The organism is Virgibacillus salinus, assembly GCF_900102415.1.
Classification (GTDB): Bacteria; Bacillota; Bacilli; order Bacillales; family Amphibacillaceae; genus Lentibacillus; species Lentibacillus subterraneus.
Genome location: NZ_FNKD01000001.1, coordinates 969841 through 994446, shown reverse-complemented (window position 1 = coordinate 994446; position 24606 = coordinate 969841). Strand labels below are relative to the sequence as shown.

The following is a 24606-nucleotide window of genomic DNA, read 5'->3' as shown; positions in this document are numbered from 1 at the left end:
CCCCTACCTTTCAATAGTCTTTATCTCCTCTAATCTGTTCAGGGCATCTTCTAGGTATGGCAACCCTTCATTATCACCAACCACTTCAACAACCATTGAACCCAGAATATTAGCAAACTTTAATATCTTTTCTGCACCCCAGTGATTTAGTAGTCCATAAAGAACACCTGCATCGAAACCATCCCCAGCACCAACGGTATCTATAGCGTTTACATTTTCTTCAGAAGGTTGTTCATATAAATTATTATCAGTCCACAGCATTGCGCCATTTTCACCTTGTTTAATAAATAAATGTGATACTGAGTATTCTTTTACTTTCCCAATCCATTTGTCTATATCCTCTGTACCGAACAACAATTCTAATTCATCAGTTCCTGCCAATAAATAATCAATATCTTCCATCCATCGCAATAGTGTTTGTCGAGCCAATTTTTCATCCCATAGCTTTAATCGAATGTTTGGATCCATTGATATTTTTAAGTTATACTTTTTTGCTAATTTAATAGCCTCATATACAGTATTAATGTTTTGATTATTTACTGCTGGGAAAACCCCTGTAATATGCAGCAACCTTGCTTCTTTAAAGTATTCTTCATTTAAAGAATTTGAATCTAGCGTTAGTGTTGGTGATTTCTCCCGATAGTAAAATGTATTTGATGACCCATCTCCATTTATTTCCTTAAAATTAATTGACGTCGGATAGCCATTCATGAGCTCCACTTCACTAACGTCAATACCTTCTCCGCGAGCGAAATTATAAATATATCTGCCAAATTCATCCTGACCTAACCGGCTTATCCATCCTGTTTTTAAACCAAGCCGAGCACATCCAATCGCAACATTAAATTCTGCCCCACCAACTTTTCGTTTGAATGAGTTAACGAAGCGCATTGGCCCAGTTGTATCAGGATCAAAAGTAATCATGGCATCGCCAATTGTTATAACATCATTCACTAGATACACCTTCTTTCTTAGTTGAATTACGAATGATTATTGATGGTTCATGTCGATGTATTACTGGATCTTTTATTTTTTTATCCTTAATTTTTTTCAATAAAATTGTTGCCACCTCTTTACCCATTTCAAATGTTGGTTGCGCTATGGTCGTTAGAGGTGGTGAATGAATAGGACCAAATGATACTTCATCAATCGTTATTAACCCTATATCCTTACCAATTTCTATATCGTTTTCAAAGGTATATTTTAATATTTCCATTAGAGTCAAGTCGTTACCAGAAATAATAGCATCAGGCTTTTTATCCAATGAAAACAGAGCATCTAGACCTTGGTTGAACGAGTTCAGTTCCATCCCTCTAATGAATTCAGGTCTAACTGTTATACCGTTTGCTTTAAGAGTACTTTTGTATCCATTTATTCTTTCAACCCTAGGCGTAACGTTATCAACTAGTGATGTAGTTACTATGGCTATATCTTTATAACCATTCTTCAATAGATGACTAACAGCAAGTTCGGAAGCCCTTTCATTATCTAAAAGAACTGTATCCGTATTAAGCCCATCAACTAGCCGATCCAAAAAGACAATTGGGTAGTTCTGCTTCAGTAGTTTGTCATAAGTTCCTAAGTTACCACTTATTGGTACTACTATTAATCCATCCACTTGTTTAGCTAAGAGAGTTTCAATATATTTCTTTTCTTTTTCTGGATTATCGTCAGCATTGCATATTATCGTAGAAAAGCCATTATCGTTACATACATTTTCTATTGCTCTAATAACTTGGGTGGAATATGCATGTAGAATATTAGCCACGATAACACCAATTGTCGATGTACTCTTCTTTTTCAAGCTTCTGGCAACAACGTTTGGTTGATACTCCAATTCCGAAATTGCATTTTGAACTCTTGTTCGAGTTTCCTCACCCATATATTCAAATCGCTCATTCAAAAATTGAGACACTGTACTTTTTGATACCTCAGCTTTTTCAGCCACATCTGCAATCGTCATTTTCCTACTCATGATAATCTCCCTTATTCCTTACTAAAACGGTTTACTAAATCGATTTAGTGAAATTATATAATAGATGTAAGCGTTTTACAATGGTAAAATTATTTTTTTGAAAAATTCCTTTAAGAAATTGGGTAATAATACACACAAATCACAGACACAGCAATGTCTGACTAAATATAACATCATAAAAAACGTCATCCCATCTGGAATGACGTTTTATTATTTATGCAACTTTTCCGACATATGAACAATTTCAAGCAGACTTAAATATCGGCCAATTATACTTTTCAGCTAGCTTTTTCATTGCTTCATCTGGATTTACAACAATTGGATGGTTGGCAAATTGAAATAATGGGAAATCGCTTAAACTATCCGCATATGCCCATACTTCCACTGATCCAGTGATGTTATTTTCATCATTGATCCATTTCCGTACTTTATTTACTTTTTCATCTCCATTAATCACAGTCCCGATTTCACCAGTGCAAATGCCGTTCTGATCATACTGTAACTCCGTACTAATAATATGTACTTGCAAATTCACTTCCCTTGTAAATGCCTTTAAAAAGGGATGGAGTGCACCAGATAGGACAATTATTTCATCACCTTGCTCCTGGTGTTCCTGAATTTTTTTAACGAGCCCTTGATGAATATCTTCCCTGCCAATGTCCACTAGCTTACGGAAAAATTCATCCATTTCTGTTTCAGACTTTCCTTTAAAGGATTTAGCAAAAGCTTTAAAAAAGCTGATCCGGAATGCGTTCTTTCCTTTTAAAATTCCATTAACAGCCGCTTTGATAACTCCCGCACCAACGACTGCCCACTGTTTAATGTTAAAATCCTTTTGCGCTGCCTGAAACATAACTTTAAATGAATTCCCTTGGAATAGAGTGCCATCGAAATCTACCGTTACAACTGCCATTACTATATCACCTCTAGTACAATTGTATCCAAGCAATGGAGGAATGTAAATATTTTCATGGATGTATATGCTTCAGTACATATCACAAAATTGATATTAAAGTACAATCCATTTAATATACTAACAAGGAGTGTTGTTACATGCGTATTAAACATGGTGGAAAGCTAAGCAAAGCTTATTTCAAGTCATATATGAAATTGATAATGAATACCAGAGATTGTTCACTTGAAGAATCAAGTTCAATAACACTGGAGCGAATATTCGTTGAAGAAAAAGACGAGACTGATGTCGAGGTCTACCAAAATTATTTAAAAGCATTTGAGGAATTACGAGATATTAATACAGATTAAAGGAATTGCTATTGACAGAGCAATTCCTTTTTAGCAAGTAAGAAAGCTCATAAGATTCCCTTTGACGATAATCCAAGTCTTATAATCAGCCTAAATCTTACTTATTCGCTTTATAAATCCCACACATTTTTCAGCAATCAATTCTTTATCGTTATCCAGTGTAGCAACATGATAACTATTTTCAAGTTTCACCAGTTCACGGTCATTTGATGAGATAGAATCGTATATCTCCTGTGAATTATCAGGTGGAACGACATGATCAACCGTTGACGAAAATATCATTGCTGGTGTTTCTATCATTGATAGATTCCCTCTGACAATCATCGAAAGGGCGATAAGTTCCTTCATCGACTTTACCGGCGTTTTAGCATATGCGAGTTCTTCCACGCCTTCTTGTTTTATATCCGACCCAATACCATCAACAAATCGCGTCTTTGTATCCCGAAGTGAATCATGAGTTTTAATTAAATCAGGCATATGCACTGCAGCGTTAATGGGCATAATTCCTTTGATTAAGGAAGAATTCTCTGCCACATAAAGTGTTAATGTTCCGCCCATGGATAACCCTGTCACGAAAATCTCATCACATGTCTTATTTAATATTTCTAAGGCATCTCCTACTGATCGAATCCAATCGCGATACGCTGTAGTTTCCATATCCTTTGGGTCAGTTCCATGCCCTTTAAGACTTGGTCCATAAACCGTAAAGCCTTCATCTGCTAATTTTTCACCCAAGAACCGCATACTCTGTGTTGTGCCAGTGAAGCCATGGATAACTAGCACCCCTATTTTGTTTCCCGAAAAATAAAATTCTTCGGCATTTTCCATCACTTGATAAGATTCACCCATATTACCCCTCCGTTTCACACTATTACTGTATTTATTCGATGGATACTTCTAATATTCCTTCAGTCAACTGGGATTAATCACATTATAGGATAAAACGATCTTCTCTACTACTACATTCGAATCTCGAAGGATAAAAGTGTCATTAAAACTAAAAATATTTTTCTTTAATTATTGACACTTTTCATCGCTTGGAATCGATTGTAGTAGTAAGAAGTCCTAGTCAAGCTTACTGAACAGTACTAATGCCTTTCACTGTGCAGCCTTTCCTCTAAATTTGACTTTGTCTTTGTATGATTATGCAGGTCACAATAATACACAACTGTTTTTAGTTTAAGTGAAATTTCACAAGTTCCTGTCTGCCTGATAAAATTTTTCCAGTAATAATAATTGTGCGTCTCTGTTTGAATAACTTCATGATTGGTGCTTAATTCTTCCCAATTGTGCTGTTGTTCAACCTCTATGTTCTCTGCGTTTACTAATCTCATGGGCATCAGAATCAGAAAAACCAATCCAGTCATAATAATATACCTTCGCAATAACATCACCACTTTTATTGTTAGTCTGTTCTCATTTAAGTAACATTCACTAAAAATTGGAAACTATACACACAACGTGTTGAAATACATTACACAATCGATAATTTTCTGTTAATATATTTATCAACTATATAAAAAAGGGGCCTGAAGCAATGACCAATACTACTAATCTGGTAAATACGTTATATAATGCATACAGTCTTGGACAAGCTATTTCCAAGGAAGAGATTCCAGAAACTATTAGTAAAGAAGATGCATACAGTGTCCAGCATCAACTCACTGAGCTGAAATCAGCCAATAGCAATGATAAATTGATAGGCTATAAAATAAGTTTAACAAGTGAAGAAACACAGCAATTATTCAATTCCACAACACCTTTATATGGTGCATTAACAAAATCGAGTCTTTCTGACGGATCGATTGATTTAAAAAAAATGCTATCCCCTCTTATCGAAATTGAGCTAATGTTTATTGCACATGAAGATCTATCGGCAACAGATGACATACATTCTATTTTACAGAAAATGAGTATTGCACCAGGACTGGAAATTCCAGATTCACGTTTCAATGATTGGTTTCCAAAACTCAGTTTAGGTCAAGTTATTGCAGATAGTGCAGTTGCTGGTAATGTGATTGTTGGAGAACCAGTCGAGGGAATATCTTATGACCAATTAACAAATATAAATGCAAATCTTACATTAAATGGCGAAATAATTGCACAAGGCCCGTCGACCGAAGTGCTTGGTAATCCTGTTCATGCAATCCAATGGCTTATCGAAGAACTGGCTAAAAAAGGACGAACAATTCAAAAAGGAATGATCATCTCATCTGGTACATTCATTCTGCCTAAACCTCTTGAAAAAGGAAAATATCAGGTTTCTTTTGATAGAGTTGGTTCAGTTAATCTTGACGTATTATAATTGTAAAAATCGCACGATAAATGGGGGTAACAGGCACACACCTAAAAAGTTTAATAATTATCACAATTTAGTATTGCATTAACATAAAATATGCCGTAACATTGATATCAAATTTTTACACCACAGGGGGCTGGCGACATGGATAATCATTCAATTAAAGTTAATTATTGTTCAACAGGAAAAGTAAAGCCAAAGTCGGATGAATTGGAATTTGGAAGAATCTTCACCGACCATATGTTTATCATGGATTATTCAGATTCTTTGGGGTGGCATGATGCACGTATTATACCGTATCAACCACTTTTGATTGACCCCTCTGCAATGGTATTCCATTACGGTCAATCCGTTTTTGAAGGGTTGAAAGCATATCATACACCTGAAGGAGATGCACAATTATTTCGACCTAAAAAAAACCTTGAGCGGATAAACCGATCAAACGACCGGCTATGTATCCCGGAGCTTGACGAAGAATTTGCTCTACACGCAATCAAACAGCTAGTCGGTATCGATAAGGATTGGATTCCAAAAGCTGATGGAACATCACTCTACATCCGCCCTTTTATTATATCTACTGAGGCTTATCTTGGTGTTGCACCATCACGACATTATCAATTTATTGTTATCCTTTCACCGGTTGGTGCTTATTATAAAGAAGGAATTAATCCTGTTAAAATTGCTGTGGAAAATAAATATGTACGCACAGTAGCAGGAGGAACCGGTGAAGCCAAAACTGGCGGAAACTATGCAGCCAGTTTAAAAGCACAGGAACTAGTTGCAAACAGTGGATATGCACAGGTATTATGGCTTGATGGAGTTGAGAGGGAATACATTGAAGAAGTCGGCAGTATGAATGTGTTCTTTAAAATAAATGGAGAAATCGTGACCCCAGCATTAAATGGAAGTATTTTAAAAGGTGTGACGAGGGACTCTGTGATCGAATTATTGAAACACTGGGATATTCCCGTTGTTGAACGAAAAATTTCCATGCAGGAATTATATGACGCACATGAGAATGGATCACTGGAGGAAGCATTCGGAGCTGGTACTGCTGCAGTTATTTCACCAATTGGTCAGTTAACATGGAATGGCGATCATATTATAATTAACAACGCGGAAACAGGCTCAGTTTCCAAAAAACTTTATGACACATTAACAGGTATTCAATATGGAAAACAGGAAGACCCATTTGGCTGGATCGAGAAAGTGAAAGCAGTTAGTAAAGTTAAATAATTAGAAAACTTGGCTTATCGCCAATCCTTGATGGCGTAAGCCTTGCACTTATGCAGTAAGACAGCATTCATGCTTTTTTAACTGCTGAAAAATGTAACCCCCTAGCTGCATTAACTAGGGGGTTGCATTATTAATATTACTTATTTTCCTGGTCACGTTGAAATACTACTTCACCGTCAATCATTGTTGACTCAATGACAACATCCTTAATTTCCACCGGATCTAATTCAAGCAGATTTCGATCCAATATTGCAAAATCAGCACGCTTTCCTTCTTTTATAGAACCATTAACATCTTCTGTACCATTGAGTTTCGCACCATAAATGGTCATAGACTTCAAGCCTTCCAGTACGGATATCTTTTCATCCTCACCAAGCACATATCCATCCTTTGTAAGACGATTTACGGCAGCCCATATGGAAAACAGTGGAGAAATCGGTGTGATCGGACAATCAGAATGCAGTGTGTATAGTATTCCATGATCAGACACACTTGCAAGTGGATCTATTTTCGCTCCCCGATCTGGTCCCAGGAAAATATCACGGTGATCATCACCCCAATAATAGACATGGTTAATGAAAACAGATGCCGCAATATCATACCTGGCCATTCTTTCTAAATCCTGTTCTCTTGCAGTTTGTAAATGTTCAATCCGATGAAGGTGATTTTCTTTAGGTTGCAGGTCCAATGCTTTCGAATATCCTTCAATAATTGAAGCAATCGCCAGGTCTCCATTCCCATGTGTTGTAATCCGAAATCCTTCTTTATGAAATCGCTGGTATAATGCATTCAAGGTTTCCTGAGAATGTATAAGCTCACCATTGAAATATTCATCTCCATAATAGCCATCACGCAAAGCAGCAGTTCGCCCCTGGATTGATCCATCCTGAAAGAGCTTTACACTGTCCAATTTTCCACGACCATTCGTATCTTTATCAATTCGCTGCCCCATTTCTTCTGCATCAAATCCCATAAACTCACCATCATCAAATAAGTGGTGCATGATCATATAGCGCATATACAACGGGTTTTTCCTAGTACGAACCGCTTCCATATGTGCCTTGTATTCTTCAAACCCTAAATCGAGACCTACAGCTGCATCCGTACTAGTCGTTATTCCTACCTTCAAATAATCGCGTGCTGCCGCTTCCAACTGATCAACCAACTCATCCGTAGTTGCCTGAGGCATTCGATGCATGACACGTTCCAATACCGGCAACTCATATAGTACCCCGTCAAGTTTACCATCTGCATCACGTCCGAAGTGCCCTCCGGATGGATTCTCAATAGCTTCAGATACCTCACAGTACTCAAGTGCCTTTGAGTTTACTATAGCAAGATGTCCGGAAATATGCCGAATAAATACAGGATGATCTGGAGAAACTTCATCTAAGTCTTTACGGGTTATATGACGGTTCTCTGCAAGTTTTGTGTTATCATATCCAGCCCCTACAATCCATTGCCCATCCGGTTTCCCTTTGATTTCCATTTTCACAATAGACAAAATATCATTCACTGTTTTGTTTGGAGGAGTCGAACAATTCAATTGTTGCTTTTGCTGTGAAAACATAAATAAGTGATTATGGGTATCGATGAAACCCGGAATAAGAGTGCGCCCGTCTAAATCAATCCACTGATTCGCTTTTGTTTCAGTTTCCAGATAATCAAACCATATTTTTGCGATTTTTCCATCGGAGACCCCTACCGCATTAGCAGCTCGACTATCTTCTAATGTAAGAATGTTTCCATTATATATGACTTTATCATAACTCAATCATGTTAACTCCTTTCATGAACATCTTCATCTGATTGTATAAAATCCTCAAAATAAACTGCATGAACTTTTTCTCTTTTTGAATGCTGTGTTAGAAGACTAACAACTATTAATGTTATTAAAGAAACAGTAAATCCTACTATCGTTACATCTATCGGCATATCTAAAAATGGCCAGAAAATTGTGATAGTTGCTGACAGAATCATGGATGATAAACCACCCATAGCTGTTACACGTTTCCAGAACATAACTGCAAGAAATGGAAAAACAAGTGTTACCGCGGATAGTCGCAGTGCCCACTGATAAATCGTAATAATATCTGTAATGTTATATGCGACAATTAAGCCCAACACTGAAATAATTACTACACTCCAGCGTGATACCCGCATCATTTGACGTTCATCAGCATCCGGTTTAATCAATCGGGCATATAAATCCTTCGTCAAATTCGAACTCCCCTGAAGAATAAATGAATCCGCTCCTGTCATTAAAGCTGAAAGTAGACCAACTAGGATAATTCCACCAAGAGATGGCGGCAGCAATTCAATTGTTACATAGGAGAATATCAAATCAGGATTAATATCTGAAGGTACAAATCCACGGGCAATAACTCCAATTCCGTATGGCAAAATAGAAATCAGGGCACCTATGATAACAGCTGTTATCCCAGCCTTGCGCGCTACCTCTTCAGATTTCGAAGCGAAAATTCGCTGCCAGGTGGATTGCCAAATTAAATAAAATGGGCCAACTGATAGCGCATAAATTAAGACAGCGGTAACCCCTTCTTTTCCAAATGGTGTTAAATAATCTGCAGGAGTTGTGGCAAGAATCTCTTTCAAGCCTCCTCCATACATGATACTTGCAATAAACAACATGATAATACCAACCACTAAAATAACTGACTGAATCGCATCCGTAATTATAGTCGCAGGTAAACCACCCAAAATAGTAAATCCTAAAATTAATGCAAATGACACAATAACACCCGCATTAAATGACATATCAAATGCCAACGTAAAGACCGTTGACATCCCAACTATTTGCAGTGCTAATGTCGGTACTGAATAGATAAATGCAGATAATATTGAAGGAAAGATTCCAGTCTTACTGCCGAATCGTTCACTAAATAAATCCGCTAATGTATATAGTCGCTGGCGACGAAGCGGCTTGGCAAACAATACAATTAATAATAGTGTAAATATGTATGCTGGCAAAGCAAATTTAAAAAAGCCTGACATTCCAACTGTAAATCCCATTCCTACCCAGCCGATAAATACTGCTGCACCACAGAACGTACTAATTATAGTTCCTACGATTGACCAATAGCCCATATTCCAGCCTGCAATTAAGTAATCATCTGATCCTTTGACACGGAAAAAGTACCAAAAACCCATCCCAAAAAGAAATCCAAAATAAATGATAAAGTAAAATAAATACCAACTCATGTTTAACCTCCAAAATTGTACTAATATTCATTATATATTAGTACAAAAACCTTGTATAATAGCAGATTGTAAAGGGTGTACGAGTATTTGCTATTATTTTATGGAATGTAGGAGATATGTATTCTGTGTGTCGGAATACCGTAATAAGTGTTGAATTTTGCCGAAATCTTTTGGTTATCTTTAGAACTTTCTATTTTATAAAACTTTGTTGTTGACACAAGAGAAGTGAATTACGACTACTTCAATTATATGGTATGTACTTAAACTGGCAGGATTATACAATAAGGGGGATAAAGTGTTACCACTCGCCCGCCAACCAATCGAAGTGAATCCTCGTTCCGCTAAATTGCTGAAATGATGCTCTCGGATGGGTGAGACGGATCCTCGTTCCGCTAATAGCTGAAAATCAGCCAATTTTGAGGCAAAAATGGCGAATAGCGGAATGAGGATCCGCCAAAATAGTAAACTGGATCCTCATTCCGTTAAAAATAGATTCTTCAACAATAGAGGCAAAATGTATACTAACTATTAAATGATTTCCAATGTTATTAGCATTTTTATCTCCCAAAATTGAATTAGCCAGTAAAATAGTAAACTAGCAACCCTATTAAAATTATTTAACTTTAATAGTGTCAGCAGTTATTTTCAATTTTTCAATGAATGAATCGCCTACATCCCCTGTAGCAGCATTTCCACCTAAATCCGGGGTCAGCATCTCTGTTTCTTTAACCATATCCTGTATCGTAGTTAGTACTGCTTTACCCCAACGTTCTTCTCCAAAAAAATCTAACATCTGACTAACAGACCAAATAGCTGCAATCGGGTTAGCTATCCCTTTTCCAGCAATATCCGGAGCAGATCCATGTACAGGCTCAAACATAGAAGGGTATTGCTTTTCAGGATTTACATTGGCACCTGTTGCAAGCCCAAGTCCTCCGGTTATTCCAGCGCCGAGATCTGTTATGATATCACCAAAGAGATTGGATGTTACTACAACCTCAAACCGCTCGGGGTCTGATACTAAATACAGACTGGCAGCATCAACAAGATAAGAATACGTCTCGACATCAGGATATTCTTTTCCCACTTCTTCAATTACTTCATCCCAGAATACCATCGAATAGTTAAGTGCGTTGCCTTTACTTATGCTTGTGAGTGTTCTATTTGACTTGCGAGCTTCCTCATAAGCATAACGGATGATTCTCTCTGTACCTTTACGGGAAAACACGCCAGTTTGCAATACCACCTCTTCAGGCTGTCCTTTAAACAGCCTGTCCCCTGCCCCAGCATACTCACCCTCACTATTTTCGCGGATAACAAGGAAATCAATATCCTCTTCAGTTTTTGATTTCAATGGTGTCAGCGACTGATTTAATAGTGTGACTGGTCGCAAGTTAACATACTGATCAAATTCTTTTCGGATTCGTAATAGAAGTTCCCATAATGAAATATGATCAGGTACTCCAGGGTAACCAACAGCACCTAAATAGATAGCATCAAAATGTCTTAATTTATTAATGCCATCGTCATCCATCATCTTTCCGGTTTTTAGATAGTGTTCACAGCCCCAAGGAAACTCTGTGAAGGAGAAGGAAAGTTTGGTATCCATTTTTTCAATTGCTTTTAGAACTTTCACACCCTCTGTCACAACTTCCGGTCCAATACCATCGCCTGGGATTAGTGCAATATCGAAATTTTTCATAGTAGCTCCTTTCTGTAACTAAAATTACGCTCCAATCCTCTTTTCATCTTCTATAAACTTCTTCTCATTCCGATTACCCAAATAACGAAGCAGGAAGAACTGAGCGATGATACCCACAATCAACAGTACAATACTGCTTCCAATTAAGGTGTACGACAAATATAAAACGCCCGCAATTCCCGCTGGTACCATAGCATATGGAATCTGCGTGTTAACATGGGCGATATGATCGGACTCAGCGAATATGGAGGCCATAACAGTCGTATCTGAAATTGGCGAAACATGATCTCCAAAAATTGCCCCGGCAAAAACAGCACCAATTACAATATGAACTAAATCCATGCCACCAAAGGTATATGCCATTGGAATTGCAATTGGAGTCAGTATTGACATTGTGCCCCATGATGTACCGGTTGCAAATGAGATAAACATACCTATCGCAAATACAAGAAATGGGACTAGGGCTGCGGTCATCCACCCTTCTGTTGCACTGACAACGAATTCCGCTGTGCCAAGGACCGATGTGACTGTTCCAATGGACCAGGCCAATATGATAATTACTAGTGCAGGAAGCATTGTTCGAATACCACCAAGCAATGTTTCTTCACACTTTTTCAGGCTCATACCCTGGATAAGTGCCAGAATAATGCCGACCGTAGTCATCGCAAATGCGCCCCATGTTAAAGCAACCGAAACATCAGTAGCTGCAAGTGCATCCATAATCGAAATCCCTGTAGCACCACCACCTGAATACCATAATCCCCAAATACTTACTGAAATAAGTGTTACAAGTGGAAGAATGAAATTCCAGACACTACCTTCTTTCTTATGTGGTTCACCTAGATCCTGATCAACAGAAGATAAGGGTGTTGATCCATCAGGTATTAATTTGCCAGTTGTCTGTGCTCGGTGTTCGGCTTTTGCCATTGGACCAAAATCCTTACCGGCAATGATCATCGGAACGGCTAACAGACATAGTATTGCATAAAAGTTCCACGGAATTGATTGTAAAAATGCGAAGTAAGGTTCTGCACCTACAATGCTAAGGCTTGCAAAGGCTGCGGCAATCAAGGATACCTGGAAGCCAATCCAGTCGGAAACTGGTCCTATTGTCGCTATCGGAGCAGCTGTCGAGTCTAGTATGTAAGATAACTTTTCCCTCGATACCTTATGTTTAGCGGTAATATCTTTTGAAGCATTTCCAACAATGACAGAGTTCACGTAATCGTTAAAAAAGATGAGCATTCCTAAAAGGTAAGGTAAAAATTGAACTCTTTTTCTAGTAGTTAATTTCTTTTCCAATAATCGTATCAGACCATCTGAACCGCCTGTCTTGAACATAAAGGCAGCACCTGTCCCAAGTAACGCCGTCATAACGAGAAATCGTGCGTTCCAAGGATCAGTCATAACATCCTTCATCCATGTAAAGGTTTCCCCTACTGCACCAAATGGGTTTCCTCCCGCAGCAATTAAACCACCTACCAAAATACTAATAAACAATGAAAACAAGACACGTTTCGTTAAAATTGCAAGTACCACCGCAACAATCGGTGGGACAACAGATAAAAAGTCCATAGTGTTTTCCCCTTTTCTTATTAGTAATATTGCAAATAAAGTCTATTAAACATATACTCGCCGAATTCTTTCCATTAAACTCGACAAAACTTCATCCACGATGCTGTCCATCCATCCTGCTATTTCACGTGCTAGAATTTCCTCCTTTCCCTGACCGCCCATCATAACAACTTCGTCCCCTTCGCAAACATCCGGTACGTTCGTGACGTCTATAACCGTTTGGTCCAGGGAAATCGTTCCAACAATCTTGGCTCGATGTCCCCTAACAAGCATTTCACCCTTATTAGATAAGGCTCGCTGATAACCATCACCATGCCCAACAGGTACGATAGCAATCTTTTCAGCAGTGGTAGTGACATAGCAGCCACCATAGCCAATTGGAGTGTTTGGCGGCAACTCCCGAACATGCAAAATTTTGGATTTCAACTGCATAACTGGTTTTAGCGAAATTAAATCACGTTGATGAAGTTCAGGCGGATATCCAAATAAAGCAATCCCGGACCTAACCATATCCAAATGCATATCCTTTCTTTCGATAGCAACAGTCGAAGCACCAACATGGCGAATCAGAAAATTAAATCCCAAGTCATGTAGCTTAGATACTGTGTCGATAAATAATTTATATTGCTGCTCAGTTGTTTCCCAATCCCTTTCATCGGCACTGGAAAAATGGGTGTATATACCTTCCCACTGCAATCCAGGAAGGTTGTAACACGACTTGCAGAAATTACTAGCTTCACCTGGGGAAATCCCAAACCTGTGAAGTCCAGTATCTATTTTTAAATGTACTGGTATTGTTTTTCCTTCCCTTGTTGCCTCATCGCTAATTGCATGTGCCAGTTTTATTGAAGAAACAGATGCTGTTAATCCATAATAAACAGCATCCGCTGCTTGTTCAGGCATAATGGAACCTAACAGATGAATAGGTACAGATATGCCGCTTTCCCGGAGCAATGCACCTTCCTCAACAGTTGTGACACCAAGCCGGTCTGCTCCTGCTTTAACAGCTTCACGTCCGATTGGAACAGAACCGTGTCCATATCCATTTGTTTTTATCACGGCCATAAGCATGCTGTTTCCAACTGCTTTTTTTAGTGTCCTTACATTTTCGTTGAAAGCTGCCAAATTCACTTCCGCTATTGTTGGACTTCCAGACGTCATTGTTAATGAATACGACACAGTTCAGTCCCTCCCCTAAAATCCTCTAGTAAAGCGAGCGAAACTCCTTCACTATTTGTTTTGTGATTTCCCCAGGTTCCCCATCACCTATTGTGTGATCATCAACTTTCAGGATCGGCACAACATCCAACTTGGTAGCCGAAATAAATACTTCATCTGCATTCAGTAATTCATCGACTGTGTACGTCTGTTCATTTACTTTTAAATTTAACGCCTCACACAATTGAATTATTTTTCTCCTGGTAATCCCATTTAAAATATAGTTGTCAGCTGGATGTGTGTAGAATTCACCATCTTTCACCATAAATACATTCGAAGCACTCGCCTCCGTAACGATCTCACCACGATGAAGGATAGCTTCAATTGCACCATGCTCAACAGCCTCTTGTTTAGCCAACACATTCGGAAGTAGATTAAGTGTCTTTATATCACACCTTAACCAGCGAATGTCTTCCGTCAAAACTGCTGTTGCACCCTGATCTTCCACGTTATTCGCTCGATCCTCAGCCCTAGTATAAGCCACAGTTACGGTTGAAGTATCTGCGTTCGGAAATTCATGCCATCTTGCGGCAGCCCCTCTTGAAACCTGCATATAAATAATGCCTTCGTTCAAGCTATTCGCCGATACTAATTCTTCGAGCTTGGTTTTCAAATTACCAATTGAACTAGACATGTTTAACTTAATTTCTTTTGCACTTCTTTCCAGCCGTTCCAAATGTTCATCAAGCATCAGCGGTTTACCATCATAGACACCGATAACTTCATAGATTCCATCTCCGAATTGATAGCCGCGATCCTCTATATCGACCAGGTTTTTCCTATCCATAATCCGGTCATTGAAAAGCATTTTATTCAACACAAAAACCTCCTTTACCTTTTCACTCTGGAATTGTAGATTTATATTTGTTTGCTATATCCAATATGACGGATGTTTCGACACTGCAGCCACTAATAACAACTACAACCTCGCTGCCAAGCTGTATTCTGTTATTCAAAATTGCGCCGATTCCGGAAGCAGCTGCACCTTCGATAATCATCCGGTGATTATCCAGCATAAATCCCATTCCCTCAGCAATTTCATCTTCATTCAGCAAAATAATTTCATCGACATACTGCTGAACCATATCAAACGTGTAACTATTGTTGAGACCAATTCCTCCTAGCAAACTATCAGCTAACGTGTTCTGTTCTTCCACGATGATAGGCTTTCCAGCTTGAATACTCTCATACATTGTCGCACCGTGCTCTGTTGATGCTCCTATCACCTGAATATCCGGATCAGTTGATTTCAATGCTACTCCTAATCCGGAGTGCAGACCACCACCAGATAGCCCGCCAATCACTGTATCAACCTCAGGCAAATCCTCTAATAATTCCAAACCAATCGTTCCCTGCCCAGAAATAATATAAGGGTCATCAAATGGATGAATGACAGTCAGACCTTGTTCTCGTTCCAGCTGGTAACTGCGTCTTTCCGCATCATCCTGTGACTCACCATATATTTCTATCTCAGCCCCTGAACGCTTTAGAGTATTAACCTTCCCATTTGGAACTCGTTTCGAAATACAAATCGTAGCATTAATTCCCAGTTTTTTTGCTACATAAGCTACACTCATCCCAAAATTCCCTGTCGAGAACGTTGTGATACCACGTTCCTGTTTCTCAGGCGTTAGACTCAAAATCTTATTTGTTGCTCCCCTGATTTTAAATGAATCGCTTACATTTAAGTTTTCCAATTTTAAATGAACCGACGTACCTGCAAATTCCGATAATACAGGGGAATAAATCAGCGGGGATTTCTTAACAACGGAAGAAATCCGCTTCTTCGCTTTCCAGACATCACGTAGCACAACAGATTTTCCAGCCATTCTATCCCCCCTTTTTGGACTAAAGTACACATAAGTTAACTGACTTCGAGCGACTGCCTCCCGATTTCCACCAAGATTCACCTATTCCTTATTTTAGAAAACTTGGCTTATCGCCAAGCTCTAATATAGATAAGCCTTAGTTGCACTTATGCAGTAAGAAAGTAGTTATACTTTCTTAACTGCCAAAAAACGTTTAACTGTTTCCCCCAAAATAGATACGCCAACAGGAAGAACCTTTTCATTTATATCAAAATTCGGTGTATGCAGTTCGCGGGTTTTTCCATCACCAACTGCACAACCCAGAAATAACATTGCACCCGGTACAACCTGCGTCATATGTGCAAAGTCTTCTCCCCCTAAGCCGAATGGTGTGTCGAGTACCTTGAACTCCGGATGAATATCCCTAATAACCTCTCGAAAGAGCTGATTAACTGCTGGATCATTCTTTAGTGAAGGGTCTTCAGGAGTTATCGTCAATTCATAATCACCGTCAAAAACCCTTACTAATGAAAGGGACTTTTCCAATTCAGCATGTAATACCTCTCGGACATTAGGATCATAACTCCGAATTGTTCCTTTGATTTGTACTTCAGATGGGATAACATTTCCGGCCACACCGCTTTGGATACTGCCAACACTGATTACTGCTGAATCAAGAGGAGAGATCCGACGCGACACAATTCCGTGCATAGCTTGCAGGACAGGACCAAGCATCCATACTGGATCAGTTCCCAAATGTGGGTATGCGCCGTGACCACCAGTGCCAAAAACAGCAGCATCAAACACATCTACGTTAGCCATGCTATAGCCATCGTGTACCTTTACCTCCCCAAGCTGATTTTCAGGACTCATATGAAGCGCTATAACACGATCAACACCCTCTAGTACCCCTGCTTTAATCATATATGGCGCACCGGTCGAGCCGTGGACATCGGCCTTTTCTTCAGCAGGCTGAAATAAAAATTTCACAGTTCCTTTTAACCCGCCATTTTGAAAGCTCTCTCCTAATAAACTAGCAACCCCTAAGCCAATCGCCATATGTGCATCATGTCCGCAAGCATGCATCACACCTTCATTACGGGACTTAAAATAATGATTCGTTTCTTCATGAATTGGCAATGCATCCATATCCGCTCGAACCGCTATTGTTGGACCAGATCCTGACGAGAGTGTACCAACGACTGCTGTTGGACACCCTATTTCAGCTTCTACCTGCATACCTGGGATTTTTTCTAAAACCGAAGCAACAAACTTTGATGTTTCCACTTCCTGAAAGCTTAATTCCGGAATAGTGTGAAGCTTGCGGCGCCACTTGGATAACTGATCAGCCATGTTTTGTGCTTTTTTTAACACCTTCACATCCCCCCTTTTAGAAAACGTGGCATTCGGTTAAAGGGATTCTCATGAAAGCGTGTTTTGCTTTCTCCCCCCCTTATAATGTGGCGTGCACGCCCTATGGCGGCTGTATTTATTCTTCATTAACTGCTAAAAAAGAAGGGAGTCAATTTTAAGCAACTCCCTCCATCAAGATCAATTAACGGATGCTATAGCAGTGATTTCAACTTTAACTCCTAACATTTGACTGCCAATCGTAATTCTCGCTGGCTTTATTTCTACATCTTCAAAATATGATGCATATACGTTGTTGAATTCTCGAACATTTTCCTCATTCAAATTAGCTAAATGACATGTCATATGGACAATGTTTGACAAACTAGCATTCTTCTCAGCTAGAATACCTTTAATATTTTCCAAACTTGCAGCGGCTTGAGCTGCGATTGTATTTCCTGCCGAATCCCCATTTGGATGAACACCATCTTGCCCTGAGATAAAAATAAAGTTACCAGATTGAACGCCTTGTGAATATGGTCCGCTCGGTTGTGGAGCATTGAGCGTCTGTATCATTTGTTTCAAAAAATCACATCCTCTTCAAGTAACTGTTCAACCACTATTCCATTCCAATTGAAACATACTGTGATTCTACAAAAGCGTCGATTCCTTCATGCCCGCCTTCTCTGCCGATACCGCTCTCTTTCATTCCACCAAACGGAACCTGTGCTGCTGAAGGAGCCCCGTCATTCCAGCCGACAATCCCGAAATTAAGCTGTTCAATCACACGGTGACCTTTTGCAACATTGTCCGTAAAGACATAAGCGGCTAACCCATATGGCGTATCATTCGCTAATTTTACGGCATCCTCTTCTGATGCAATTTTTTGAATAGGTGCTACAGGGCCAAATGTTTCCTCCTGCATAATTACCATGGATTGGTCCACATCTTTAACGACTGTTGGTGTGTGGAAAACTCCGCCGTCATCTGTGATAGGCTTACCTCCCGTAACAACATGAGCACCTTTTTTAACTGCGTCATCCATGTGATGCTTAACCTTATCCAATCCTGCCTGATTAATTAATGGTCCAATATCAACTGAATCATCGGCACCATTTCCGACTTTTAATTTCTCAACTTGTTGCGCAAACTTCTCTACAAACTCGTCATAGACTCCCGCCTGCACGTAAATTCGATTTGCACAAATACACGTTTGACCAGCATTTCTGAATTTAGAAGCCATTACACCTTTAACCGCCAAATCAACATTAGCATCATCTAAAACGATTAATGGTGCATGACCGCCGAGTTCCAGCGATAATCGCTTCACTTGATCAGCACTTTGACGTATTAAAATTTTCCCAACCTCGGTTGAACCAGTAAAGGTAATTTTACGAACCTTGTCATTATCCATAATAGCCTTAGCAATTTTGGATGATGAACCTGTTACTAGATTAATAACACCTTTTGGAAATCCAGCCTGCTCACATAATTCCATTATTTTAACAGCTGTTAATGGACTTTCACTTGATGGTTTCATTACAACCGTACAGCCAGCAGCCAATGCCGGACCCATCTTACGAGTTAACATTGCAGCCGGAAAATTCCAAGGTGTTATCGCTGCAACAACACCAACTGGCTTTTTCCATACTTGCAGGCGTTTATTCGTCGCATGTGAAGGAATTGTTTCACCATAAATCCGCTTACCTTCCTCAGCAAACCATTCAATAAAAGAAGCTGCATATTTTACTTCTCCCCTTGACTCGTTAATTGGCTTACCCATTTCAAGTGTCATTACTTGTGCTACTTCTTCCAGATTATCCAGCATGAGCTGATTTAATTTTTTCAAATAACCGGCGCGTTCATAGGCAGTAAGCTCTGACCATGATTGATAAGCTTCATGTGCAGCACTGATTGCTTGTGAGGCTTCTTTTTCACCACCATTAGGAACCGTTCCGATAATGTCACTGTTTGCTGGGTTCGTAACGTTTAACGTGCTCAGGCTATCACCAACCCATTCACCGTTAATGTTCATTAAATAATTATTTGTCTTTACTTCATTCATTTTTGCTTCACTCCAATCAGGAAATCTAGAATTCTATTAACCATTTACCCCAACAAGCACTGCTTCAATCGATTCTTCCAGGATATTCAATGCTTCCTCAAGCTGTTCATCAGTAATTACTAAAGGCATAAGCAGGCGAACAACATTGTCATGTACACCGGCTTTTAATACGATAACTCCGCGCTTGTGAGCTTCTTTTAAGACCTGACCTGTCAGCTCTTTTGCAGGTTCTTTACTATCACGATCTTTAACAAGCTCAAGCGCGCACATAGCTCCAAGACCTCTATATTCACCAATAACATCAAAACGATCGTACATGTTTTTAAATCTTTCCATCACTTTTTTACCAATAATATCAGCACGATCGTTTATATTTTCTTTCTCCATTACTTCCAATACGGCAAGCCCTGCCCGGCAACCAAGCGGACTACCACAATACGTACCTCCTAATTCACCAGGTTTGGCACTATCCATTACCTCTTCACGGCCAATCACACCACTAATTGGCAACCCTGCAGCCATCGACTTAGAAATAGCTGTCAGGTCAGGTTCAACGTCATAATGTTCCATTCCAAAGTACTTTCCGGTACGCCCAAAACCTGTTTGGATTTCGTCTGCAATAAACAGTATGCCGTGCTGTTTACAAATTTCATATATTCCCTGAACGAATTTTTTACTAGGAATAATAAATCCGCTTTCTCCTTGAACAGGCTCCATAATAAACGCTGCAACTTGGCTTGGGTCAACTTCACTAATGAAAAAGCTCTCCACCTGTTCTAACAAATAATCAGTGTATTCCTCTTCATTCATTGATTCAGGGCGGCGATAGTTATAAGGGTATGGCGCATGATAAACTTCTGGTGCAAACGGGCCATATTCATATTTGAATGGTCTTACTTTTCCGGTTAGTGACATTGTCATTAATGTACGGCCATGGAATCCACCTGAAAACGATACTACTGCCTGACGCTTCGTATACTTCCGAGCAATTTTCACTGCGTTTTCTACAGCCTCTGCTCCACTATTTAAGAACATTACTTTCTTTTTTGAATAGCCTGGTGCAAGCGTTGCTAATTTTTCAGCAAAATCGATATACGGATCGTACATCATGACATTAAATCCAGTATGAATGTAGCGATCAACCTGGTCGTGTAAAGCGCTTACAATTGTGTCATGACTATGGCCAACATTAATACAGCCAATAGCTCCAGCTAAATCAATAAAATGGTTCCCGTCAACATCCTGCAGCAACGCACCTTTTGCTTTTTCAACAAATGTTGGAACTCCATAGCCAACCCCTTGAGGTACAACGTCATGTCTACGATCCAGCAGCTTCTTTGCCTTTGGCCCTGGCAGTTCAGTTTGAACGTTTGCGAACTTTTTGTTCATAATGTTAAGCCTCCCCAACCTTTAAAAATTATTTTACTTCACACCAAGTAAATGTGCCTCTACGTATGCGATATGATTCTTAACGCTCTCATTCACTGTATGCACATCCCTTGATACTAATGCTTTAAGTAATTCTTTATGCTCATCATAGAAAGCTTGAAAACTGGAATAATATTGATCAAGATGCATAAGAAACGTTCTAATTTGCACTTGAAGCGAGTCGTAAATTTTTATAATTCGTGAGTTACCACATAAATTAACGACATAACTATGAAATTGCATATCAAGATCAAACAATTCATTCCAATCCTTTTCGTCAGCCTTTTTCTTCATTTGCTCGATAATCTGCTCCAAAAATTCAATATGTTTTTTTTCAAGACTTTTTATTGCTTGTGTGAAGGCCTGTGATTCAATCAATGTGCGTAACTCAATAATTTCATCCAAATCCTGTTCGGTAAAATCAGCAACATAAGTACCTTTCCTCGCTTGACTTATAACCAGTTCTTCAATTTCAAGTATCTTCAGTGCTTCGCGGATCGTACTCCGACTCACATCAAAGCTTTCCGCTAAATCCGTTTCAAGTAAACGTTCACCAAACTGAATCTCTTCATTCCATATTTTCCTCTTAAGTTGATCCGCAATTAGCTGACTTAATGGCTTTTGCACGATGTAATTATCATCTTCCATATGCAGAACATCCTTCCTATCCTTTTGTATAAAGATGTTTTATGTCGATTGTCGACAATTACTATTTTCATAGTAATGCATAATTTTTGAATTGTCAAATTTTTTATACGTTTAAAGGAGTAATAGTGTATTCTTCAACTCATGCCCCTGATTTGCAAACCTGCCTGGACTTTCGTTACAGATGTGGATAATTATGACAGCTAAGAACCAAAATACGTTTTATTTTTTTTGATAAAACAAGGCATTGCAGAGATAATACACAATGTTTAAATAGAGGTAATGACTTGAATCATAAACTTTATTTATATTATTTTAAATTTTTTATTTTTTATTGACTTTACACCATATAATGGCTATTTTTATGTTAGATACATTGCCGACATAAATGGGAAATGAGGGATTAAAGTGAAAAGAAAAATTATCGCATATAACCGAGTGGAAAAGCCTGTTCTGAAAGATTTACAGAATAAGTTCGATGTCCGCTTTTTTAACAATGCTGATATCAAAAGTAACCCTGAATTCTTGGAGTTCCTTGGTCAGGCGGAAGGCATTATCGGATTGGAATTGCCTGTTGACCGTGAATTACTGGACCTTGCTCCCCACCTAAAAATAGTCAGCAATGTCTCGGTTGGGTACAGTAACCTAGACATCAGCGAAATGAGTAAGCGAAACATTATGGCAACCAATACACCAGACGTCCTAACTGATACAGTTGCTGATACAATATTTGGTATACTTGTTGCCACAGCCAGGCGAATTCCGGAATTAGATCAATTTGTTAAAAATGGCGAATGGATAACAGAGGCGATTGGCCCTAAATATTTCGGCGTTAATGTTCATCACAAAACGTTAGGGATTATTGGTATGGGTAGAATTGGTCAGGCAATTGCTAAAAGGGCTCACCATGGTTTTGATATGGATATTTTATATCATAGTCGCACAAAAAAACCGGATGTTGAGGAAAATTTTAATGCAACATATTGTGACCTAGATAGATTACTGGAGAGTTCTGACTTCGTTTGTCTCATTACGCCACTAACACCAGAAACAGAAGGTCTCATCGGGAAAAGGGAATTTCAGTTAATGAAAGAATCAGCTATCTTTATAAACGGGTCTCGGGGGAAAACAGTCGTAGAAAAGGATTTAATTAAGGCTCTGCAAAATGGGAATATTGCAGCAGCTGGTTTAGATGTTTTTGAAAGAGAGCCCATTAAGCTGAGTAACCCGTTACTGCAGATGAAAAACGTTGTAACAACTCCTCATATCGGGTCATCCACACATGAGACTGAGCTGAGGATGTCAGAAGTTGCTGCCAGCAATCTCGAAGCAGGGTTAACAGGTAAAAAGCCACTTAATTTGATTGATGCCAGCGTATGGAAGGAATCATAATAACTGTCAGAAAACCTGGCTTACCATTTAAGGGATTCTTAGAAAACGTTCTGTGTTTGCATAGAGTCCCTTTTCTTTGGAGTAAAAGCCATAGTTACACTTATGCAGTAAGATAGTATTTCTTAACTGCCAGAAAAATAGAGTGCAAGAATCATAATGATTTTGCACTCTAGACTATTGAACTTTTTTGATGTTTTCGATTTAACATTAGATTAAGCAAGCCGTATATTCGGTTTAACCATCAATTCACGTGGGAAATTAGCCAAAATTTCGCATCCTGTTTCCGTCACCTGAAATGATTCACTAATTTCGACACCCATATTGTCCATCCAAATACCAGGGATTAAATGAAATGTCATATTCGGTTTTAATACCGTACGGTCCCCAGGTCTAAGACTTGCCGTATGCTCACCCCAATCTGGAGGGTAATTGAGCCCCATGGAATACCCCATCCGCGACTCTTTTTTAATTCCGCTTTTTTCGATAACTTTACGCCAAACCATCTCAAGCTCTTCACATGTAATACCTGGTTTGACAGCATTTAATGCCTCACCGATTCCTTCAAGTACAACATCTGATACATATTGCATTTCTTCTGATGGCATACCAATTACTGCAGTTCTTGCTAGCGGTGCGTGATATCGTTTATAGCAGCCAGCCAACTCAATAATAACTGGATCCCCATGCTTAAATCTATCGTCTGTCCAAGTCAAATGACATGCAGATGTCTTTTCTCCTGTTGGTAATAATGGAACAATTGAAGGATAATCACCACCAAAATCTTCGGTGCCGGTAATCTGCGCATGAGATATTTCTGCTACGACATCACATTCGCGGACCCCTTCATTAATCGTATCAAAAGCTACTTGCATTGCCTTTTCAGAAATTCTAGCAGCTTGCTTCATATAGGCAATCTCCCGATCCGATTTTATGATGCGCACCCAATTGACCATATTTGTACCATCTTTAAACGTCGCATTTGGCAACCCTTGTGTTAATCGCATATAACACTTAGCTGTAAAATAATACGCATCAAGTTCAACGGCGATCGTTTGCCTCGCTCGGTTTTTTTCTTTTAGTAAGTCACACACAAAGTCCATTGGATGCAAAATAGTCGATTGAACATAATGATCTGCATACGGTGTTATATGGTCTATATCTAACCATGTAGTATGCAGTGCAGCACTAGCGTCTTGCCCACGCCCAATCCATATCGGCTGTTCCTCATCAATCATTACGACAAGTAGTTGGTGAACGTAAAAGGACCAAGCATCATATCCAGTCAAATAATTCATATTAGCAGGGTCCGTTACTAACAGGATATCAACTCCGGCATCAGCCATCCGCTGCTTTGTACTAACTAATCTCTCTTTAAACTCAGAAATAGGAAATGTTAACACAAATCATCCCTTCCCCTCGTGCTCAATTTTA

General features: G+C 39.1%; 21 protein-coding genes. 4 read left to right on the top strand and 17 right to left on the bottom strand.

The window, feature by feature from the left end; translation table 11 throughout:
* Window positions 1-3 precede the first annotated feature (3 nt).
* The 3 genes from BLS02_RS04665 to BLS02_RS04655 form a co-directional block, all read right to left on the bottom strand.
* Window positions 4-954, bottom strand: coding sequence for a sugar kinase (locus BLS02_RS04665; protein ID WP_092491788.1), 951 nt, complete (start codon window positions 952-954; stop codon window positions 4-6).
* The gene (locus BLS02_RS04660; RefSeq protein WP_092491787.1) at window positions 947-1975 is read right to left on the bottom strand and encodes a LacI family DNA-binding transcriptional regulator; all 1029 of its coding nucleotides are present in this window, start codon (window positions 1973-1975) and stop codon (window positions 947-949) included. Before BLS02_RS04660 ends, BLS02_RS04665 begins: the two co-directional genes overlap by 8 nt.
* A gap of 244 nt (window positions 1976-2219) precedes the next feature.
* A complete protein-coding gene (locus tag BLS02_RS04655) occupies window positions 2220-2888 on the bottom strand; it encodes an HAD family hydrolase (protein ID WP_092491786.1) in 669 nt (222 codons plus the stop codon).
* Between the two features lie 140 nt (window positions 2889-3028).
* On the opposite strand from BLS02_RS04655, the gene BLS02_RS04650 reads away from it, so the two are divergent.
* Window positions 3029-3238 (top strand): hypothetical protein, encoded by a 210-nt coding sequence (locus BLS02_RS04650; protein WP_092491785.1) that lies wholly within the window; start codon window positions 3029-3031, stop codon window positions 3236-3238.
* Window positions 3239-3328: 90 nt separating this feature from the next.
* Here the strand turns inward: BLS02_RS04650 and BLS02_RS04645 are convergent, their stop codons facing one another.
* Window positions 3329-4087, bottom strand: a complete 759-nt coding sequence (locus tag BLS02_RS04645) for an alpha/beta hydrolase (protein ID WP_092491784.1) — start codon at window positions 4085-4087, stop codon at window positions 3329-3331.
* A gap of 688 nt (window positions 4088-4775) precedes the next feature.
* On the opposite strand from BLS02_RS04645, the gene BLS02_RS04635 reads away from it, so the two are divergent.
* Both BLS02_RS04635 and BLS02_RS04630 read left to right on the top strand, forming a co-directional pair.
* A complete protein-coding gene (locus BLS02_RS04635) occupies window positions 4776-5543 on the top strand; it encodes a 2-keto-4-pentenoate hydratase (protein WP_092491782.1) in 768 nt (255 codons plus the stop codon).
* Window positions 5544-5681: 138 nt separating this feature from the next.
* Window positions 5682-6773 carry a branched-chain amino acid aminotransferase gene (locus tag BLS02_RS04630; protein ID WP_092491781.1) on the top strand — a complete coding sequence of 364 codons (1092 nt, stop codon included), beginning with the start codon at window positions 5682-5684 and terminating at the stop codon, window positions 6771-6773.
* Window positions 6774-6909: 136 nt separating this feature from the next.
* Here the strand turns inward: BLS02_RS04630 and BLS02_RS04625 are convergent, their stop codons facing one another.
* The 12 genes from BLS02_RS04625 to BLS02_RS04570 all read right to left on the bottom strand — a co-directional run bounded on the left by BLS02_RS04625 (window position 6910) and on the right by BLS02_RS04570 (window position 21786).
* The gene (locus tag BLS02_RS04625; RefSeq protein WP_092491780.1) at window positions 6910-8547 is read right to left on the bottom strand and encodes an amidohydrolase; all 1638 of its coding nucleotides are present in this window, start codon (window positions 8545-8547) and stop codon (window positions 6910-6912) included.
* Window positions 8548-8552: 5 nt separating this feature from the next.
* Window positions 8553-9992, bottom strand: coding sequence for a sodium:solute symporter family protein (locus BLS02_RS04620; protein ID WP_092491779.1), 1440 nt, complete (start codon window positions 9990-9992; stop codon window positions 8553-8555).
* Between the two features lie 613 nt (window positions 9993-10605).
* A complete protein-coding gene (locus tag BLS02_RS04615; RefSeq protein WP_092491778.1) occupies window positions 10606-11694 on the bottom strand; it encodes a tartrate dehydrogenase in 1089 nt (362 codons plus the stop codon).
* A gap of 24 nt (window positions 11695-11718) precedes the next feature.
* Window positions 11719-13269 carry a Na+/H+ antiporter NhaC family protein gene (locus BLS02_RS04610; protein WP_092491777.1) on the bottom strand — a complete coding sequence of 517 codons (1551 nt, stop codon included), beginning with the start codon at window positions 13267-13269 and terminating at the stop codon, window positions 11719-11721.
* Window positions 13270-13314: 45 nt separating this feature from the next.
* Window positions 13315-14448, bottom strand: coding sequence for an alanine racemase (alr, locus tag BLS02_RS04605; protein ID WP_092491776.1), 1134 nt, complete (start codon window positions 14446-14448; stop codon window positions 13315-13317).
* A 25-nt stretch (window positions 14449-14473) separates the two neighbouring features.
* Window positions 14474-15295 (bottom strand): D-amino-acid transaminase, encoded by an 822-nt coding sequence (gene dat, locus BLS02_RS04600; RefSeq protein ID WP_368073006.1) that lies wholly within the window; start codon window positions 15293-15295, stop codon window positions 14474-14476.
* 31 nt (window positions 15296-15326) lie between these two features.
* Entirely contained in the window at window positions 15327-16316 is a 990-nt protein-coding gene (locus BLS02_RS04595; protein WP_092491774.1) for a pyridoxal-phosphate dependent enzyme, read from the bottom strand.
* A gap of 165 nt (window positions 16317-16481) precedes the next feature.
* Window positions 16482-17669 (bottom strand): M20 metallopeptidase family protein, encoded by a 1188-nt coding sequence (locus BLS02_RS04590; RefSeq protein ID WP_254788720.1) that lies wholly within the window; start codon window positions 17667-17669, stop codon window positions 16482-16484.
* 177 nt (window positions 17670-17846) lie between these two features.
* The gene (locus tag BLS02_RS04585; RefSeq protein WP_245736053.1) at window positions 17847-18221 is read right to left on the bottom strand and encodes a RidA family protein; all 375 of its coding nucleotides are present in this window, start codon (window positions 18219-18221) and stop codon (window positions 17847-17849) included.
* A gap of 43 nt (window positions 18222-18264) precedes the next feature.
* Window positions 18265-19710, bottom strand: a complete 1446-nt coding sequence (locus BLS02_RS04580; protein ID WP_302846734.1) for an NAD-dependent succinate-semialdehyde dehydrogenase — start codon at window positions 19708-19710, stop codon at window positions 18265-18267.
* A 36-nt stretch (window positions 19711-19746) separates the two neighbouring features.
* Window positions 19747-21099: a 4-aminobutyrate--2-oxoglutarate transaminase gene (gene gabT, locus BLS02_RS04575; protein ID WP_092491772.1), complete on the bottom strand. Its 1353-nt coding sequence runs from the start codon at window positions 21097-21099 to the stop codon at window positions 19747-19749.
* A gap of 33 nt (window positions 21100-21132) precedes the next feature.
* Window positions 21133-21786 carry a GntR family transcriptional regulator gene (locus BLS02_RS04570; protein ID WP_092491771.1) on the bottom strand — a complete coding sequence of 218 codons (654 nt, stop codon included), beginning with the start codon at window positions 21784-21786 and terminating at the stop codon, window positions 21133-21135.
* 405 nt (window positions 21787-22191) lie between these two features.
* Here BLS02_RS04570 and BLS02_RS04565 point away from each other — a divergent pair, with 405 nt between their 5' ends.
* On the top strand, window positions 22192-23175 hold the full coding sequence (locus BLS02_RS04565; protein ID WP_092491770.1) for a 2-hydroxyacid dehydrogenase: 984 nt from the start codon (window positions 22192-22194) through the stop codon (window positions 23173-23175).
* 212 nt (window positions 23176-23387) lie between these two features.
* Here the strand turns inward: BLS02_RS04565 and BLS02_RS04560 are convergent, their stop codons facing one another.
* Window positions 23388-24575 carry a M24 family metallopeptidase gene (locus BLS02_RS04560; RefSeq protein ID WP_092491769.1) on the bottom strand — a complete coding sequence of 396 codons (1188 nt, stop codon included), beginning with the start codon at window positions 24573-24575 and terminating at the stop codon, window positions 23388-23390.
* Between the last annotated feature and the right edge of the window lie 31 nt (window positions 24576-24606).

Bases quoted from the DNA above. Each gene is read 5' to 3' on its own strand.
- BLS02_RS04630 (WP_092491781.1), top strand. From the start codon at position 5,682: ATGGATAATCATTCAATTAAAGTTAATTATTGTTCAACAGGAAAAGTA.
- BLS02_RS04580 (WP_302846734.1), bottom strand. From the start codon at position 19,710: ATGAATGAAGTAAAGACAAATAATTATTTAATGAACATTAACGGTGAA.
- BLS02_RS04635 (WP_092491782.1), top strand. From the start codon at position 4,776: ATGACCAATACTACTAATCTGGTAAATACGTTATATAATGCATACAGT.
- BLS02_RS04610 (WP_092491777.1), bottom strand. From the start codon at position 13,269: ATGGACTTTTTATCTGTTGTCCCACCGATTGTTGCGGTGGTACTTGCA.
- gabT (WP_092491772.1), bottom strand. From the start codon at position 21,099: ATGAACAAAAAGTTCGCAAACGTTCAAACTGAACTGCCAGGGCCAAAG.
- BLS02_RS04585 (WP_245736053.1), bottom strand. From the start codon at position 18,221: ATGATACAGACGCTCAATGCTCCACAACCGAGCGGACCATATTCACAA.
- BLS02_RS04650 (WP_092491785.1), top strand. From the start codon at position 3,029: ATGCGTATTAAACATGGTGGAAAGCTAAGCAAAGCTTATTTCAAGTCA.
- dat (WP_368073006.1), bottom strand. From the start codon at position 15,295: ATGCTTTTCAATGACCGGATTATGGATAGGAAAAACCTGGTCGATATA.
- BLS02_RS04570 (WP_092491771.1), bottom strand. From the start codon at position 21,786: ATGGAAGATGATAATTACATCGTGCAAAAGCCATTAAGTCAGCTAATT.
- BLS02_RS04645 (WP_092491784.1), bottom strand. From the start codon at position 4,087: ATGGGTGAATCTTATCAAGTGATGGAAAATGCCGAAGAATTTTATTTT.
- BLS02_RS04655 (WP_092491786.1), bottom strand. From the start codon at position 2,888: ATGGCAGTTGTAACGGTAGATTTCGATGGCACTCTATTCCAAGGGAAT.
- BLS02_RS04620 (WP_092491779.1), bottom strand. From the start codon at position 9,992: ATGAGTTGGTATTTATTTTACTTTATCATTTATTTTGGATTTCTTTTT.
- BLS02_RS04595 (WP_092491774.1), bottom strand. From the start codon at position 16,316: ATGGCTGGAAAATCTGTTGTGCTACGTGATGTCTGGAAAGCGAAGAAG.
- BLS02_RS04660 (WP_092491787.1), bottom strand. From the start codon at position 1,975: ATGAGTAGGAAAATGACGATTGCAGATGTGGCTGAAAAAGCTGAGGTA.
- BLS02_RS04615 (WP_092491778.1), bottom strand. From the start codon at position 11,694: ATGAAAAATTTCGATATTGCACTAATCCCAGGCGATGGTATTGGACCG.